This window comes from Chromobacterium paludis (genome assembly GCF_008275125.1).
GTDB classification, from domain to species: Bacteria; Pseudomonadota; Gammaproteobacteria; order Burkholderiales; family Chromobacteriaceae; genus Chromobacterium; species Chromobacterium paludis.
On sequence record NZ_CP043473.1, the window covers coordinates 1,394,493 to 1,411,003 of the forward strand.

General features: G+C 62.3%; 18 protein-coding genes. 17 read left to right on the top strand and 1 reads right to left on the bottom strand.

What is annotated here, in order from left to right; all coding sequences use genetic code 11:
* The 3 genes from nrdG (at window position 1) to FYK34_RS06325 (ending at window position 2,612) form a co-directional block, all read left to right on the top strand.
* Entirely contained in the window at window positions 1-468 is a 468-nt protein-coding gene (nrdG, locus tag FYK34_RS06315; protein ID WP_149295576.1) for an anaerobic ribonucleoside-triphosphate reductase activating protein, read from the top strand.
* 61 nt (window positions 469-529) lie between these two features.
* Complete coding sequence (locus FYK34_RS06320; RefSeq protein ID WP_149295577.1) at window positions 530-1,315, top strand: substrate-binding periplasmic protein; 786 nt, start codon at window positions 530-532, stop codon at window positions 1,313-1,315.
* 103 nt (window positions 1,316-1,418) lie between these two features.
* Window positions 1,419-2,612, top strand: a complete 1,194-nt coding sequence (locus FYK34_RS06325) for an MFS transporter (protein ID WP_149295578.1) — start codon at window positions 1,419-1,421, stop codon at window positions 2,610-2,612.
* A gap of 66 nt (window positions 2,613-2,678) precedes the next feature.
* On the opposite strand, the gene FYK34_RS06330 is transcribed toward FYK34_RS06325, so the two are convergent.
* Window positions 2,679-3,710, bottom strand: a complete 1,032-nt coding sequence (locus tag FYK34_RS06330) for an NAD(P)H-dependent flavin oxidoreductase (RefSeq protein ID WP_149295579.1) — start codon at window positions 3,708-3,710, stop codon at window positions 2,679-2,681.
* 77 nt (window positions 3,711-3,787) lie between these two features.
* On the opposite strand from FYK34_RS06330, the gene FYK34_RS06335 reads away from it, so the two are divergent.
* The 14 genes from FYK34_RS06335 (at window position 3,788) to lpxA (ending at window position 16,508) form a co-directional block, all read left to right on the top strand.
* Entirely contained in the window at window positions 3,788-3,976 is a 189-nt protein-coding gene (locus tag FYK34_RS06335) for a hypothetical protein (protein ID WP_196782632.1), read from the top strand.
* A gap of 146 nt (window positions 3,977-4,122) precedes the next feature.
* Entirely contained in the window at window positions 4,123-4,854 is a 732-nt protein-coding gene (gene rpsB / locus FYK34_RS06340; protein WP_043624984.1) for a 30S ribosomal protein S2, read from the top strand.
* Window positions 4,855-4,926: 72 nt separating this feature from the next.
* Window positions 4,927-5,793 carry a translation elongation factor Ts gene (tsf, locus tag FYK34_RS06345; protein WP_149295580.1) on the top strand — a complete coding sequence of 289 codons (867 nt, stop codon included), beginning with the start codon at window positions 4,927-4,929 and terminating at the stop codon, window positions 5,791-5,793.
* 90 nt (window positions 5,794-5,883) lie between these two features.
* On the top strand, window positions 5,884-6,603 hold the full coding sequence (pyrH, locus tag FYK34_RS06350; RefSeq protein WP_149295581.1) for a UMP kinase: 720 nt from the start codon (window positions 5,884-5,886) through the stop codon (window positions 6,601-6,603).
* 77 nt (window positions 6,604-6,680) lie between these two features.
* Window positions 6,681-7,238 carry a ribosome recycling factor gene (gene frr, locus FYK34_RS06355; protein ID WP_103902865.1) on the top strand — a complete coding sequence of 186 codons (558 nt, stop codon included), beginning with the start codon at window positions 6,681-6,683 and terminating at the stop codon, window positions 7,236-7,238.
* 10 nt (window positions 7,239-7,248) lie between these two features.
* Window positions 7,249-8,004: an isoprenyl transferase gene (locus tag FYK34_RS06360; protein ID WP_149295582.1), complete on the top strand. Its 756-nt coding sequence runs from the start codon at window positions 7,249-7,251 to the stop codon at window positions 8,002-8,004.
* A gap of 5 nt (window positions 8,005-8,009) precedes the next feature.
* Window positions 8,010-8,816 (top strand): phosphatidate cytidylyltransferase, encoded by an 807-nt coding sequence (locus FYK34_RS06365; protein ID WP_149295583.1) that lies wholly within the window; start codon window positions 8,010-8,012, stop codon window positions 8,814-8,816.
* A gap of 16 nt (window positions 8,817-8,832) precedes the next feature.
* On the top strand, window positions 8,833-10,017 hold the full coding sequence (gene ispC, locus FYK34_RS06370) for a 1-deoxy-D-xylulose-5-phosphate reductoisomerase (protein WP_149295584.1): 1,185 nt from the start codon (window positions 8,833-8,835) through the stop codon (window positions 10,015-10,017).
* Window positions 10,011-11,354 (top strand): RIP metalloprotease RseP, encoded by a 1,344-nt coding sequence (rseP, locus tag FYK34_RS06375; protein ID WP_149295585.1) that lies wholly within the window; start codon window positions 10,011-10,013, stop codon window positions 11,352-11,354. The genes ispC and rseP overlap by 7 nt, the downstream gene beginning before the upstream one ends.
* A gap of 9 nt (window positions 11,355-11,363) precedes the next feature.
* Window positions 11,364-13,679: an outer membrane protein assembly factor BamA gene (gene bamA, locus FYK34_RS06380; RefSeq protein WP_149295586.1), complete on the top strand. Its 2,316-nt coding sequence runs from the start codon at window positions 11,364-11,366 to the stop codon at window positions 13,677-13,679.
* Between the two features lie 21 nt (window positions 13,680-13,700).
* Entirely contained in the window at window positions 13,701-14,186 is a 486-nt protein-coding gene (locus FYK34_RS06385) for an OmpH family outer membrane protein (protein WP_149295587.1), read from the top strand.
* 51 nt (window positions 14,187-14,237) lie between these two features.
* Window positions 14,238-15,284 carry a UDP-3-O-(3-hydroxymyristoyl)glucosamine N-acyltransferase gene (gene lpxD, locus FYK34_RS06390; RefSeq protein ID WP_149295588.1) on the top strand — a complete coding sequence of 349 codons (1,047 nt, stop codon included), beginning with the start codon at window positions 14,238-14,240 and terminating at the stop codon, window positions 15,282-15,284.
* Window positions 15,277-15,729, top strand: a complete 453-nt coding sequence (gene fabZ / locus FYK34_RS06395; RefSeq protein ID WP_149295589.1) for a 3-hydroxyacyl-ACP dehydratase FabZ — start codon at window positions 15,277-15,279, stop codon at window positions 15,727-15,729. Before lpxD ends, fabZ begins: the two co-directional genes overlap by 8 nt.
* Before the next feature lie 2 nt (window positions 15,730-15,731).
* A complete protein-coding gene (gene lpxA, locus FYK34_RS06400) occupies window positions 15,732-16,508 on the top strand; it encodes an acyl-ACP--UDP-N-acetylglucosamine O-acyltransferase (RefSeq protein ID WP_149295590.1) in 777 nt (258 codons plus the stop codon).
* Window positions 16,509-16,511 lie beyond the last annotated feature (3 nt).

Here is a 16,511-nt window from a genome sequence, read left to right on the forward strand (position 1 = left end):
ATGAACTACGATCGTTACTACACCTGCGATCTGGTCAATGGCGAGGGGGTGAGGGTGACCTTGTTCGTCGCCGGCTGCCCGCATGCCTGTTCGGGCTGCCACAATCCGTCCACCTGGGACCGCAAGGCAGGGCGGCCGTTTACCGAGGAAATCCGCGAGCAATTGCTGGCGCATTGCGCCACGCATGACGGCCTGAGCCTGTCCGGCGGGGATCCGCTGCACCCGGCCAATCGGGGCGAGGTACTGGAACTGTGCCGGCGGTTCAAGGCGCGCTATCCGGGCAAGGACATCTGGCTATGGACTGGCTATCGCCATGAGGACGTCGCGGATCTGGAGCTGTTGCATTACGTCGATGTGCTGATAGACGGCCCCTACCGCCAGGATCTGCCCACGGTGAAGCCCTGGCGCGGTTCGGACAACCAGCGGCTGCTGCGCTTGCGCGAGGGGCGGCCCTTCTCCGAGGCCTGAGTCTGGCGAGTCCCGGCATCAAGGGCTAGCCTGTTAAGGATGCCGCGAATAAGGGGAGGGCATGTCCGCCATGCCGCGTTGGATCTGCTTGGCGCTGATTTGCGCCATGGCGCGCCCAGGCTGGGCGTCTGAGCCTGTTCAAACCATCACGCTGGCCAATGGCGAGTGGGCGCCGTATCTGTCCGCCAATCTGCCGGATCAGGGCTACGCTTCACGCATTGTCAGCGAAGCGTTCCGCCGCGTCGGCATCCGGGTGCGCTACGATTTCTATCCCTGGGCCAGGGCCGAGGCCATGGTGAAGAGCGGAGAGATCGCTGGCTCCGTGGTGTGGTCCATCACGCCGGAGCGACTGCAGTTTGCCTTGTTCAGCGACCCCGTGGTCAGCGATGAAGAGGTGGTGTTCCACCTGGCCGGCCGCAAAATGGCGGCGGATAACGTGCAAGACTTCTACGGCATGACCATGGCCACGCCCAATGGCTCGCGGCTGGGCATTTGGCAGGAGGCCATCCGCGCCGGGAATATTCGCAACTACGTGACCAAAGACATCCAGACCGGCATGCGCCAGCTACTGCTGGGGCGGCTGGATTTCTTTCCGCTGATCCGCTCGGTTGGACTGGCCGAGCTGCGCCAGCATTTCACGCCTGGGGAGCGGGCCGCCATCGTGGCCGCGCCGCATGTCTTTGTGCGCACGGACTATCGGCTGATGCTCAGCCGCAAGGCGCCAGGCGCGGCGTCCTTGTTGCGCCGCTTCAATCAGGGCTTGGCGGCGTTGCGCGCCAGCGCGGAGTATCGCCGCATGGAGCAAGACTTCCTCGCCGGGCATTACGATAGCCCTCGCGCCCCTTGATGCAACTGGATTGTTGCCATTTCTTTCCGCCTGTCTTCTTGTCTTGAAATCCATCTATCATAAATGCGGTCGCATAGAACGGCCTGACATGGAGGAGACAATAATGGCGTGGACCAAAGAGCATAAGCAGACGGTGTTGGCGTGCTACCTGGGCTGGACTCTGGATGCGTTCGATTTTTTCCTGATGGTGTTTGTGCTGAAGGATGTGGCGAGGGAGTTTGGCTCGGACATCGAGGCGGTCAGCTGGGCCATCATGCTGACCTTGGCGGCGCGGCCCATCGGCGCCTTGATCTTTGGCAGATTGGCCGATCGTTTCGGCCGCCGGCCGGTTTTGATGGCCAATATCGTGCTGTATTCCGTGCTGGGTTTCTCATCCGCTTTCGCGCCCAATCTGATGGTGCTGCTGATATTGCGCACCTTGTTCGGGGTGGCGATGGGCGGCGAGTGGGGCGTGGGGTCCTCGCTGACCATGGAAACCATTCCCAAAGAGTCGCGCGGCTTTGTCTCCGGGCTGCTGCAGGCCGGTTATCCCAGCGGGTATCTGCTGGCGACGCTGGCCTTTGGACAATTGTTCGAACACATAGGCTGGCGCGGCATGTTCATGCTCAGCCTGCTGCCGGCGCTGCTGACGCTGTACATCCGCCGCAATGTGCCGGAAAGCCCCAGCTGGGAGGCGGCGCGCCATCGGGAGAAACCTGGCTTGCTGCAGACCGTCGCTGCGCAGTGGCGCTTGTCGCTTTACGCCATCGTGTTGATGACCTGCTTCAATTTCTTTTCGCATGGCACTCAGGACATGTACCCCACCTTCCTGCGCGTGCAGCACCAGTTTGATCCGCATACGGTGCAGATGATAGGCATCTTCCTCAACGTCGGCGCCATCGTGGGCGGGCTTGCCATCGGGGCCTTGTCGGAGAAGATAGGCCGCCGCAACGCCATCACGCTGGCGGCCTTGATCGCGCTGCCGGTGCTGCCGCTGTGGGCCTTTTCCACCACGCCGCTCCTGCTGGCCATGGGTGCCTTCCTGATGCAGATTTCCGTGCAGGGCGCCTGGGGTGTGATTCCGGCGCACCTGAACGAGATCTCGCCGCTGGCGGTGCGCGCCACTTTCCCGGGCCTGGTTTATCAGTTGGGCAATCTGCTGGCCTCGGTCAATAGCCCCATGCAGGCGCATATGGCCAAGGCCAATGGCGGAAATTACGGCATGGCCATGGCCATGGTGGCGGGCATCGTGGCGCTGGCGATCGCGGTGTTGATACGCTTTAGCCATGAGCGGCGCGGCGAGTCGATGTCGGCCTAGGCTGCGCAGCCGGGCCGCGGCAATGAAACCGGCGGCGTTTGCCGCCGGTTTGCCGTACGCGGAGGATTATAGTGTGGCCAGCCGTTTGCGGCAGGCTTGCGCCTCGTTCATGACACGTTCGAACAGTTCGGCTACCGTCGGCACATCGTTTATCAGGCCCTGGGCCTGGCCGATCAACTGCACGCCCTGGTTGTGGTTGCCGTCCTGGATGGCCAGGCGGATGGATTCGGTGGCCGCGCCGAACAGCGCCAGCTGGCGCAAGGCCTGCGGCTGGCGAATCATGCCGCCTATCGCCACCTTCATCACCGGCATGCCCATGCGCTGCGCCATCTGGCTGGCGCGGAAGGCCGCGGGTATGAGTCCCAGCGGCTTGCGGCAGGCTTGGCGCGCGGCCGGCGTGTCCATCATGCGGCACCATAAGCCATCGAAATTCTTGGAGTAAAGCGTGTCGCCCACGCCGCGTTCGCGGATCATGTCCTTGGTTTTGTCGTGCACCGGGCTCTCCTTGGTCATCGCCAGGCGCGAACCCATGGCCACGGCATCCGCGCCCAGGGCCAGGGCCGCCAGCAGGCCGGGGCCATCGGCAAAACCGCCGGCGGCGACGATGGGCAGCGAGCTGGCGCGTCGAATGGCGGGGATCAGCACCAGGGAGGTGACGCTGCCGCCATGCGCCGCCGCCTCGTGGCCGGTGACCAGCAGGGCGTCGGCGCCACTCATTTCGGCTGAGCGGGCATGCTTTTCCGTCACGACCGTGGCGATCACCTTGCCGCCATAGGCATGGGCGGCCTTGGCTATCCAGTCTCCCTTGCCCAGCGAGTAATTGATCACCGGCACCCGCTCTTCCAGTGCCACCTTGGCATTGTCCGCCGCGCCGGGCATCATCAGGGTGCAGCCGATGCCGAAGGGCTTGTCGGTCAACTCGCGGATGCGGCGGATGGCGGCGCGGGTGGCGTCGACCGATAGCGGGCCGGTGGCCAGGATGCCCAGGCCGCCGGCGTTGGAAACGGCGGCGACCAGTTCCGGCGTGGCGATGTAGCTCATGCCGGGGCAGAGCAGCGGACGTTCTATGCCGAACAGGCGGGTGATGGCGGTTTGCATGCGTGGAAGCGGGCAGGTTTAGGATGACATCCTATTGTTGATGGTTTTTTTGCGAAATTCAAACGATTGTTTAATTCATGATGCTGATCGTGTTGATGGCTTGGCTGTACGTGGTGCTGATGTTGGCGATTGGGCAGGATTCCGTTGCGGCGGGGCTGGGCATCGCATTTTGCCTGGGGGTGTTGCCGCTATGGTTTGTTGCTTGGGCGACGCGCAATCGGTTGCGCCGCCGTCGAGAAGAGCGAAAATCGGCCGGAAAAGCTTGAGGCTGGGGCGTTTCGGGTGCTAGAATCTTGCGTCCTTGCCATACCGGCTGGGATTTTAATCAAAACTACGCACATTCGCGCCAAAGGGTGCCCGCTTGCCGGGTTGTCTGCGCGGATGGAGGCTTAACCCTTTTAGGAGTTTTTGCATGTCCACCAACGTTACCATGCGTCAAATGCTTGAGGCCGGCGTTCACTTCGGCCACCAAACCCGCTTCTGGAACCCGAAGATGGCCAAGTACATCTTCGGCAGCCGCAACAAGATCCACATCATCAACCTGGAAAAGACCCTGCCGCTGTTCGTGGAGTCCCAGGAGTACGTGCGTCGTCTGGCTGCCAACAAGGGCACCGTGATGTTCGTGGGCACCAAGCGTCAAGCGCGTGAGATCGTACGTGAAGAAGCTGCCCGTTGCGGCATGCCGTTTGTCGACCACCGCTGGCTGGGCGGCATGCTGACCAACTACAAGACCGTGAAGCAGTCCATCAAGCGTCTTGAAGAAAAGCGCGCCATCCTGGAATCTGCCGGCGAAACCGGTTACAACAAGAAAGAACTGCTGGACCTGCAGCGCGAAGTTGAAAAGCTCGAGCGCTCGCTGGGCGGTATCAAGGATATGAAGGGCCTGCCGGACGCCATCTTCGTTATCGACACTGGCTACCAAAAGGGTACCATCGTCGAAGCCAAGAAGCTGGGCATTCCGGTGATCGGCGTTGTTGACACCAACAACTCCCCGGATGGCATCGATTACGTGATCCCGGGTAACGACGACTCCAGTCGCGCCATCCGTCTGTACGCTCGCGGCATCGCCGACGCGGTACTGGAAGGTCGCGCGCACTCTCTGCAAGAGATCGTCGCCGCCGCTGAAACGGCCCAAGCCGAGTAAGCGGACCAAAAGGGGCGCAAGCCCCTTTTTTTGGACCCGATTGTTTACGTAATCCAATACTAGGAGTGAAGCATGGCGGAAATCACCGCAAAAATGGTTTCGGATCTGCGCGCGGCCACCGGCCTGGGCATGATGGAGTGCAAGAAGGCTCTGGTTGAAGCTGAGGGCGACCTGGCCAAGGCTGAAGAAATCCTGCGCATCAAGTCCGGCAACAAGGCCTCCAAGATGGCTGGCCGTCTGGCTGCCGAAGGCATCATCGGTTCTTACGTCGAAGCCGGCGTGGGCGCCCTGGTGGAAGTGAACTGCGAAACCGACTTTGTCGCCAAGGATCCGACCTTCCTGGCGCTGGCCGCCGCTGCCGCCAAGGCCGTCGCCATCGCCAACCCGGCTGACGTGGAAGCCCTGGCCGCCGTGGAAGTGGATGGCCAGCAAGTGGAAGAAATCCGCAAGGCCGCCATCGCCAAGCTGGGCGAGAACATGACCATCCGTCGCTTCGTTCGCTACCAGACCGAAGGCGCCATCGCTACCTACCTGCACGGTGCCAAGATCGGCGTGATCGTCGACTACGCCGGCGCCGAGCAAGTGGGCAAGGACGTGGCCATGCACATCGCCGCTTCCAAGCCGATCTGCGTGTCCAAGGACCAAGTTCCGGCTGAAACGCTGGAGCAAGAGCGCAAGATCTACACCGCTCAGGCTGCCGAATCCGGCAAGCCGGCCGACATCGTCGCCAAGATGGTGGAAGGCCGCGTGAACAAGTTCCTGGCCGAAGTGACCCTGATGGGCCAACCGTTCGTCAAGAATCCGGATCAAACCGTTGAAAAGCTGCTGGCCGAACAAAAGGCCTCGGTGAAGGCGTTCACCATGTTCGTGGTGGGCGAAGGCATCGAAAAGAAGGTAGTGGACTACGCCGCTGAAGTGGCTGCCGCCGCCAAGCTGTAATCTGGTCTTACCGCTGTATCGACGGCACCCTGCTTGCAGGGTGCCGTTTTGCAAACTGAAATACCATAAACCGCCAAAACCGAGGACATCATGAGCCAAGCTCCTGCCTATAAACGCATCTTGCTGAAACTTTCCGGCGAAGCCCTGATGGGGGATGACAGCTACGGTATCAACCGCGCCACGATCGAGCAGATCGTCGGCCAGATCAAGGAAGTGGTAGAGCTGGGCGTGGAAGTGGGCATCGTGATCGGCGGCGGCAACATCTTCCGCGGCGTCGCGCCGGCCGCTGCCGGCATGGATCGCGCCACGGCGGATTACATGGGCATGATGGCCACCGTGATGAACGCGCTGGCGCTGAAGGATGCGATGACCAAGGTGGGCCTGATCGCCCGCGTGCAGTCCGCGCTGACCATGCAGCAAATCGCCGAGCCCTATGTGCGCGGCAAGGCCATGCAGTATCTGGAAGAAGGCAAGGTGGTGATCTTTGCCGCCGGCACCGGCAACCCTTTCTTCACCACCGACACCGCCGCCGCGCTGCGCGGCATGGAAATGAACGTGGACATCATGCTGAAGGCCACCAAGGTCGATGGTGTGTACACCGATGATCCAAAGAAGAACCCGGACGCGGTGCGTTACCAGACCCTGACTTTCGACGAAGCCATCTCGCGCAATCTGAAGGTGATGGACGCCACCGCCTTCGCGCTGTGCCGCGACCAGAACCTGAACATCAAGGTGTTCAGCATCTTCAAGAACGGCGCGCTGCGCCGGGTCGTGCTTGGCGAAGACGAAGGCACGCTGGTACACTGCTGAGTTTGAAAATTGCTGAAGGCGAAAACGGCAATGGCCGTTTTCGCCTTGTCATTTGAAGTTTTGATTGGGAGTGCGACATGATTAACGAGATCAAAAAATCGGCCGAACAAAAAATGCAGAAATCGCTGGAAGCGTTCAAGAACGACTTGGGCAAGGTTCGGACCGGCCGCGCCCATACCGGCATTCTGGATCATGTCATGGTGGACTATTACGGTAGCGACGTGCCGGTGAACCAAGTGGCCAACGTCACTCTGATCGACGCGCGCACCATCGGCGTGCAGCCGTGGGAAAAGCCGATGTTGGCCAAGATCGAGAAGGCCATTCGCGATTCCGACCTGGGCCTGAATCCGGCCTCCATGGGCGAGATCATCCGCGTGCCGATGCCGATGCTGACCGAGGAGCGCCGCAAGGACCTGATCAAGGTCGTGCGCGGCGAGGCCGAAGGCGCGCGCGTGGCCATGCGCAACATCCGCCGCGACTCCAATACCGAATTCAAAAACCTGCTGAAGGACAAGGCCATTACCGAGGACGAAGAGCGCCGCGGCCAGGACGAAATCCAGAAGCTGACGGACAAGTACACTGCCGAAGTCGACAAGATGCTGGCCGCCAAAGAAGCCGACCTGATGGCTGTGTAAGGGGTAGCACTTGTTTTCCGCATCCTGCAAGGATGTGCCGGAGCGGCAGACGCCGCCCCGGCATGTCGCCATCATCATGGATGGCAACGGCCGCTGGGCCAAAAAGCGTTTTCTGCCGCGCGTGGCCGGCCACAAGCGCGGACTGGACGCGGTCCGGGAAACCGTCAAGGCGTGCAAGGAGATGGGCGTTGGCTATTTGACGCTATTCGCCTTTTCCACCGAGAACTGGCGCCGTCCGCAAGAAGAAGTCAGCTTCCTGATGGAGCTGTTTCTGCGCGCGCTGGACAACGAGGTGGAGCGCCTGCACAACAATAATATCCGCCTGCAGGTGCTGGGCTCGCGCGAACGCTTTAATGAAGAGCTGCGCGAACGCATTGCCAAGGCCGAGCAAAAAACGGCCGCCAATGACGGCTTGGTGCTGAGCATCGCGGCCGACTACGGCGGTCGCTGGGATATCGTTCAGGCTGCCAATCAGCTGTTGCAGCAAGGCGCGACGGAAATCACCGAGGAGGCGCTGAACCGGCATCTGACCCTGTCGTGGGCGCCGGAACCCGATCTGTTCATCCGCACCGGTGGCGAGCAGCGCATCAGCAACTTCCTGCTGTGGCAGCTGGCTTACTCCGAGCTGTACTTCACCGATCTGCTATGGCCCGATTTCGATCGCGCGGCGCTAGAGCAGGCCATCTCTTCGTACTGGCAGCGTGAACGGCGCTTTGGTCGCACCAGCGAGCAATTGCCCGAGCATCAACGCCGCGACCGACCCTGACCTACATGCTCAAAACGCGTATTCTGACTGCGCTGGTGCTGCTGCCGCTGATGCTGTCGGCGCTGTTCCTGTTTCCGGCCGCCGCCTGGGGCGGCTTTTCCTGGTTGATCATCGTGCTGGCGCTGTGGGAATACACCCGCATGGTCGGAATGCGCTTGCCGGCGCAGGCGGCTTATCTGGCTTTGTCCACGGCATTTGCCGGCGCTGCCTGGTTTGGTCATTGGCAGATGCCAGTCGTTGCGCACGGCCTGGTGCTGGCGCTCTGGCTGCTGCTGGTGCCGGCCTGGCTGGCCAAGCGCTGGTCCATGCCGTCCGGCGCGGCGGCCTGGCTGCTGGGCTGGGCGCTGTTGCTGCCGGCCTGGTTCGCCTTCCTTGAGTGGCGGCCCGCGCCGACGCATCGCGATGCCTTGGCGCTGTTGGCCGTGATGGGCCTGGTCTGGGTGGCGGATATCGCAGCCTATTTTTCCGGCAAGGCCTTTGGCCGCCGCAAGCTGGCGCCGGCCATCAGTCCCGGCAAGAGCTGGGAAGGCGTTTACGGCGCCGTGATCTGCGTTGGTCTTTATGTGGTGTGCGTCGACCATTTTGGCTGGCTGGACATCCATTTGCCGCTGTGGGCCACCTTGCTGCTGGCGCTGCCGCTGACCGCGGTCAGCGTGTGCGGCGACCTGTTGGAGTCCTGGTTCAAGCGCTCGGCCGGCATCAAGGACAGCAGCGCGCTGCTGCCGGGCCATGGCGGCGTGTACGACCGCATTGACAGCCTGATCGCCGTGCTGGCGGTGGGCAACGCCCTGCGCGTGCTGGGCGGCATGTAATTCTGGAATCTTTCACATGACCAAACCTCAGGGTATTGCCGTACTGGGGGCGACCGGCAGCGTGGGTTGCAGCACGCTGGACGTGATCGCCCGTCATCCCGAGCGCTACCGCGTGGTGGCGCTGACTGCTCATCGCCAGCTCGACAAACTGTTCGAGCAGGCCAGTCTCTTTCATCCCGATTATCTGGTGGTGGCCGATGCCGAATCCGCCGCACGCCTGCGCGCCAGGCTGGCGGAGGCTGGGCTCGGCGGCGAGGTGCTGCATGGCGCGCAGGCGCTGGAGCAGGTAGCCGCATTGCCGGAGGTGGATGCCGTGATGGCCGCCATTGTCGGCGCGGCGGGCCTGCCTTCGGCGTTGGCCGCGGCGCGCGCCGGCAAGCGTATCCTGCTGGCCAACAAGGAATCCCTGGTGGTGGCGGGCAGCCTGTTCATGGACGCGGTCCGCGGCAGCGGCGCGGCGCTGTTGCCGGTGGATAGCGAACACAGCGCGATCTTCCAGTCCTTGCCGGCTGATTATGCCGGCGACGCTGAGTCGGCCGGCGTGCGCAAAATCATCCTGACGGCATCGGGCGGGCCGTTCCGCCAGCGCGCGGCCGAAGCGTTGCTGCATGTCACCCCGGCCGATGCCTGCCGCCATCCCAACTGGAGCATGGGGCGCAAGATATCGGTGGATTCCGCCACGCTGATGAACAAGGGCCTGGAGGTGATAGAGGCGCGCTGGCTATTCAATGTGCCGCCCAGCCGCATCGACGTGGTGGTGCATCCGCAAAGCGTGATCCACTCCATGGTGCAGTACCGCGATGGCTCGGTGATGGCGCAGCTGGGTTCGCCTGACATGCGCACGCCCATTGCCTGCGCCTTGTCCTGGCCGCAGCGGATCGAGGCGGGCGTGGCTTCGCTGGACTTTTTCGCCATGGGCGATCTGACTTTCGAGAGGCCGGACATGCAGCGCTTCCCCTGCTTGAAGCTGGCCTTTGATGCGCTGGAAACGGGCGGCGACGCGCCGGCGGTGCTGAACGCCGCCAATGAAGTGGCGGTGGCGGCTTTTCTGGCCGAGCGCATCCGTTTTGTCGATATTCCGCGCGTGGTCGCCGATACCCTGGACGGGGTGTCGGCGAGCGCCAGTCGTTCGCTGGCTGATTTGCTGGCGCGTGATGACGAAGCGCGCCGTTTCGCTGAGGAAAGGGTGGGGTCATGTTGACGGTTTTCGCTTTCCTGCTGGCCATAGGCGTGCTGGTCACGTTTCATGAGTTTGGCCACTACCTGGTGGCCAAACTGTGCGGCGTGCGCGTGCTGCGGTTCTCGCTGGGCTTCGGCTCGCCCTTGTTGCGCTTTCGCCCGAAGGAAACCGAGTGGGTGATCTGCCCGGTTCCGCTGGGCGGCTACGTCAAGATGCTGGACGAGCGCGAGGGTTTTGTTGCTTTGGAAGAGCGCCCGCGCGCCTTCAATAATCAGCATGTATTCAAACGCATCGCCATCGTGGCGGCGGGCCCTCTGGCCAATTTGTTGCTGGCCGTGCTGCTGTATTGGGTGGTGATAGGCCAGGGCGTGCCGCAGCTGCGGCCATGGGTGGGCACGGTTGTCGCACAGACGCCGGCGGCGGCGGCGGGTTTTCGCGAGGGCGACCGCATTCTCGATGTGGCGGGCGCGCCGGTCAGCAACTGGCAGGACGTGAGGCTGGCGCTGGTCGACGCCGCCATGGGCGGCGGCGCGATCCCGGTGCGAGTGCAGCCGCAGACTGGCGCCGCCGTGGTGCGCAGCATTAACGCCGAGCGCTTTGGCCCCAAGGCGATGCAAGCGCTGCAGCAGGGCGATCCGGGATTGTCGCCGGCGCGCTTCCTGTCCGCCGTGGGCGTGGTGGAGGCTGGCGGCGTGGCCGCCAAGGCCGGATTAAAACCGGGTGACAAGCTGTTGTCGGCCAATGGCCTGATCCTCCCCGATTGGGAGTCTTGGGTGCAATTGGTGCGCAACAGCCCGGGCAAGGATTTGCTGGTCCGCATCGAGCGCGCGGGCAAGCCGATGGAGATTAGGCTGCGCCCGGAGTCGGTGGCGCAGGATGACGACGTGGTGGGGCGCATAGGCGTGGCGCCCTTGCCTGATGCCGCCTGGAACGGCAAGCTGGCTTTCATGGTCCGTTACGATGCGCTGGGCGCGCTGCGGGAATCCTTGCGCAAAACCGGCGATACGTCCTGGATGAGCCTGAAGTTTCTGGGCAATATGTTGATCGGCCATGCCTCGATGAGCAATCTGTCTGGACCATTGACCATCGCCAATGTGGCAGGGCAGACTGCGCGCGAGGGCTTGACGCCGTATCTGGAGTTCCTGGCGCTGATCAGCATCAGCATCGGCATATTGAATCTGCTTCCCATACCGGTTCTGGATGGGGGCCACTTAATGTATTATGTCGCGGAGCTGGTCAGAGGGAAGCCCGTCAGCGAACGGGCGCAATTGCTCGGACAAAAAATTGGTTTCATATTGCTGGCGTCTTTGATGGCGTTTGCCATGCTGAATGATTTCAGCCGCCTACTTGGGGGTTAAAACTTACCTATGAAATTGAAGCTACTTTCGGCGGCCGTACTGGGCCTGTCCATGGCCTCCGTCGCGATGGCCGCCGATCCTTTTGTCATCAAGGATATTCGCGTTGAAGGCCTGCAGCGTACCGAGCCGGGCACGGTCTTCAACTATCTGCCGGTGAAGGTGGGCGACACCTTCACTGACGGCAAGGCCCAGGAGTCGATCAAGGCCCTGTTCAACACCGGTTTCTTCAACGATGTGCGCATCGAGAGCCGCGGCAATACGCTGATCGTCACCGTGGCGGAGCGCCCGGTGATCACGCAGCTGAATATCAACGGCGCCAAGGAATTCAGCAAGGATCAGCTGAAGAAGGCGCTGAAGGACAATGGCTTCGCCGAGTCCATGATTTTCGATCAGGCCCTGCTGGACGGCGCGGTGCAGGAGCTGAAGCGCCAGTACTACAGCCGCGGCAAGTATTCGGTGGAAATCACGCCCAGCGTGACCAAGCTGGAGCGCAACCGCGTGGCGGTGACGCTGGACATCAACGAAGGCATCACGGCGCGCATCAAGGAAATCCGCATTGTCGGCGCCAATGCTTTCTCGCAGTCCAAGCTGCTGGATGAGTTCAGCCTGACCACCGGCGGCTGGCTGTCCTGGATCACCAAGGACGACCAGTACTCGAAGCAGAAGCTGACCGGCGACTTGGAGAAGCTCAAGGCCTTCTATCAGAACCAGGGCTATATGGAGTTCGGCATCGACTCCTCCCAGGTGTCCATCAGCCCAGACAAGCAGTCGATGTACCTGATCATCAACGTGCATGAGGGCAAGAAGTTCACGGTGTCCGATGTGCGGCTGGCCGGCGACCTGAAGGTGCCGGAGGCGGACCTGCGCAAGCTGGTGGCCATCAAGCCCGGCGACGTTTTCAACAATGAAAAAGTGACGGAATCGGTCAAGGCGATCAGCGACCGCCTGGGCGACGCCGGTTACGCTTTCGCCAACGTCAACGTGCTGCCGGACATTGATCACGACAAGCAGACGGCTGCCTTCACCTTCTTCGTCGATCCGGGCCGCAAGACCTATGTGCGCCGCGTCAACGTGGCGGGCAACACCAAGACCCGCGACGAAGTGATCCGCCGTGAGCTGCGCCAGCTGGAAGGCGCGCCGTACAATGCCGCCAACGTCAAACGCAGCAAGGAGCGCCTGGAGCTGCTGGGCTATTTCGACGACGTCAACGTCGAAACGCCGGCAGTGCAGGACGCGCCGGACCAGGTGGACATGAACATCAGCCTGAAAGAGCGCTCCACCGGCAGCATTTCCGGCAGTCTGGGCTATGTGCAGGGCGAGGGGCTGGTGATCGGCGCCAACATCGCGCAGAGCAATATCTTCGGCTCCGGCAAGTACATGTCGCTGGGTCTGTCCACCGGCAAGGTGAACAAGAACTATTCGCTGTCCTTCACCGATCCGTACTTCACGCCCGATGGCGTGAGCCTGGGTTACGACCTGTATAACCGCGTTTATAACCCGGACGCCACCTCCATTTCCGCCTACAAAACATCCACCACCGGCGCGGATGTGCGGTTCGGCGTGCCCATCACCGAGTACGACCGCGTCAATTTCACGCTGGGCGCGGAAAAGACCGACATCACCACGTACAGCGACAGTCCGCAGCAGTACATCGACTTTGTCAACCAGTACGGCAACAACAACTACACCGTGCTGGGCACCGTGGGCTGGGGCCGCGACACGCGCGACAGCGCCTTGTGGCCGACCCGCGGCGCCAGCATCAGCGTCAATTTCGATGCCGGTTTGCCGGGCGGCTCGCTGGAGTATTACCGCCTGACCCACCAGCAGACCTGGTATTTCCCGCTGTCCAAGGACTTCACGCTGATGCTGAACGGCGAGCTGGGCTACGCCGACGGCTACGGCAAGACCAAGGTGTTGCCGTTCTTCCAGAACTTCTACCTGGGCGGCCTGGGTTCCGTGCGCGGCTACGACACCAGCAGCATCGGGCCGTATGACTCGGTGGCCAACTCCTACCTGGGCGGCAATCGCAAGGCGGTGGCCAATGCGGAAATCCTGTTCCCGATGCCGGGGCTGAAGGATAATAAGTCGGTGCGTCTGAGCGCTTTCTTCGACATGGGCACGCTGTGGAACACCAATCTGACCAGCGCGCAAAACAGCGCGGGCATCCATAGCTCCGCCAGCGATGGCTTCCGCTACTCCGCGGGCGTGGCCTTGACCTGGCTGTCGCCGATGGGGCCGATGAAGTTCAGTCTGTCCAATCCGCTGAAGAAGGAGCCGAATGACAAGGTGCAGCGCTTCCAGTTCCAGATGGGCACCTCGTTCTAACCGATACTTGAGGACGGATACATGAAATCATGGAAGTGGTGGCTGGCGGTGGCCAGCCTGGCGGCCTTGCCGGTTCATGCGGCCGACTTCAAGCTGGGCTATGTCAACGTGGAGCGCATCTACCGCGAGGCCGGCGCCGCCGTCGCCATCTATAAGAAGCTCGATACGGAATTCGCGGCCCGCCGCGCCGAGCTGAAAAAGATGGAGGCGCGCGCCAAGGAGTTGGAATCCATGCTTGGCGGCAACAGCCTGTCGCAGGATGACCGCAAGCGTTACGAGCGCGAGTACGCCAGCCTCGACCGCGACTACCGCGCCAAGTCGCGCGAGCTGGCCGAGGACTATAATCAGCGCCGCAACGAGGAGTTTGCCAGCGTGACGGATCGGGCCAACCGCGTGGTCAAGGAAATCGCCCAGCGCGAGAATTATGACTTGATCCTGCAGGACGCGGTGTATATCAACCCCAAGTTCGATCTCACGCCGCAAGTGCTGAAAGAGCTGGACAAGTAATCGTCTCAACCGTTACCGGAGTAAGCCGACCCCCGGTCGGCTTTGTTTTTGATGTCCTACACACTCGCATACATTGTTGAGCGGCTGGGCGGCGAACTGCGCGGCCCGGACCTGGCCGTGGCCCGGCTGGCGCCGCTGGAAACGGCTGCGACAGGCGAGATCGCCTTCGTCGCCAGCGCCAAGTTTCGTCGCCAGATGCTGGAAAGCCAGGCCGGCGCGCTGATCGTGACCGAAGCGCTGGCCGCTGAGCTGGATGGCCGCGCGCTGATCGTCACTGCCGATCCTTATCTTTATTTCGCGCGGCTGGCCACGCTGTTCCACCCGGCCCAGGCGCCGCGCGCCGGCATTCATCCGCGCGCCGTGGTGGGGGAGGGCTGCCGCATTGCCCAGAGCAGCGAGATCGCCGCCAATGTCACGATAGGCGACAATGTCGTCATCGGCGAACGCTGCCGCCTCCTGCCTGGCGTGGTGGTGGGCGATGGCTGCGTCATCGGCGACGATGTCACGCTTTACGCCAACGTCACCGTCTACCATGGTTGCCTGATCGGCAACCGCGTCGGCGTGCATTCCGGCAGCGTGATCGGCGGCGATGGTTTTGGCCTGGCCTGGGACAAGGACCACTGGTTCAAGATTCCGCAGACCGGCCGCGTGGTCTTGGAGGATGACGTGGAAATCGGCGCCAACACCACGGTGGATCGCGGCGCGCTGGTGGATACCGTGATCCGCAAAGGCGCCAAGATAGATAATCTGGTGCAGATCGCGCATAACGTCGAGATCGGCGAGCATAGCGCCATCGCCGGTTGCGTCGGCATCGCCGGCAGCGCCAAGATAGGCGCGCGCTGCACCATCGGCGGCGCGGCCATGTTCGTCGGCCATATCGAAGTGGCGGATCGCACCCATATCGGCGGCGGCACCTTGGTGTCCAAGTCGATCAAGGAGGCAGGCACCTACGCCTCCTCCTATCCGCTGCAAAGCATGAAGGACTGGTTGGCCAACGCCGTCCACGTGCGCCATCTGGATGACTTCGCCAAGCGCATCAAGCAGCTTGAGCGGGAGCTGGAAACATTGAAAAAATCGAAGGAAGAACCTCATGAGTGAACACGCTGTCTCGATCGATGTCCGCGAGATCATGCGCTGCCTGCCGCATCGTTATCCGTTCCTGCTGGTTGACCGCGTCACCGAGCTGGAACCGAACACGCGAATCAAGGCGCTGAAGAACGTCACCATCAACGAGCCGTTCTTCGTCGGCCATTTCGAACAATACCCGGTGATGCCGGGCGTGCTGATCATCGAGGCGCTGGCCCAAGCCGCCGGCATCCTGGCGATCAAGAGCCAGGGCGAACGCTCGGAGAACGAGCTGTATTTCTTCGTCGGCATCGACAATGCCCGCTTCAAGCGCCAGGTGGTGCCGGGCGACCAACTGGTGTTCGAGGTGACGCAGATGACCGTCAAGCGCGGCATCGGCAAGTACGCCGCCCGCGCGCTGGTGGACGGCCAGGTGGCTTGCGAAGCCGAAATCATGTGCGCCCGTCGCGAGGTGTAAGCATGGCTATTCATCCGACCGCAATCGTCGATCCCAAGGCGCAGATCGCCGATGACGTGGAAATCGGCGCCTATTCCATCATCGGCCCCAACGTCAGCATAGGCGCGGGCAGCTGGATCGGCCCGCACGTGGTGATCGAAGGCCATACCCGCATCGGCAAAAATAACCGCATCTTTCAGTTCTGCTCGCTGGGCGCCATCCCGCAGGATCTGAAATACGCCGGCGAGCCGACGCGCCTGGAAATCGGCGACAACAACACCATACGCGAGTTCTGCACCTTCAATACCGGCACGGTGCAGGATGGCGGCGTCACCCGCGTCGGCAGCGACAACTGGATCATGGCCTATGTGCACATCGCCCATGATTGCCAGGTGGGCAACCACATCATCCTGGCCAACAACGCCACGCTGGCCGGCCATGTGCATCTGGGCGACTGGGTGTTCCTGGGCGGCTTCACCAGCGTGCACCAGTTCGTCATCGTAGGCGAACATGCGATGACAGCCTTCGCCAGCGCCGTGGCGCAGGACATTCCGGCCTATGTGACCGCGCACGGCAACCGCGCCGTGCCGTCCGGCATCAATGCCGAGGGCATGAAGCGCCGCGGCTTCACGCCGGAACAGATCCGCCGCGTCCGCAATGCCTACAAGACGCTGTATCGCCAAGGCCTGAGCTATGACGAAGCCAAGGCAGCCATTCTGGCCGAAGCAGGCGAGGGCCATGCCGAGCTGGCGCCGTTCGTGCGCTTCTTCGAACAATCGGCGCGAGGAATCATCCGCTGAGTT